Origin of the sequence: Halorubrum sp. SP3 (assembly GCF_005435195.1) — an archaeon.
GTDB classification, from domain to species: Archaea; Halobacteriota; Halobacteria; order Halobacteriales; family Haloferacaceae; genus Halorubrum; species Halorubrum sodomense.
The window spans coordinates 1-229 of sequence record NZ_SGTU01000726.1 but is presented as its reverse complement, the minus strand read 5'-3'; the positions used below and the strand labels follow the sequence as shown (position 1 = coordinate 229).

Sequence of the window (229 nt, the reverse complement as noted above, 5' to 3'; positions counted from 1 at the left end):
GTCTCGTACCTGGGATTCGTCCAGATCACCTCGGTCGCCGAGGAGATCAAAAACCCCGGACGGAATCTCCCGCTCGCGGTCCTCGGTTCGGTGATCATCGTCACGGTCGTCTACGCGCTGTTCCTCCTCGTGCTGCTCGCCGCGGTGCCGAACGAATTGGTCGCGAACAACGAGACCGCGGTCGTCGACGCCGCACGCCTGCTGTTCGGCGAGTACTCGCTGTTCGGCT

Annotated in this window: 1 protein-coding gene; it reads left to right on the top strand. The window is 63.8% G+C overall.

Annotation, left to right across the window (positions count from 1 at the left end; all coding sequences use genetic code 11):
• Positions 1-229: amino acid permease (locus EXE42_RS18060; RefSeq protein WP_137707143.1), on the top strand; the 229-nt coding region annotated here is incomplete at both ends.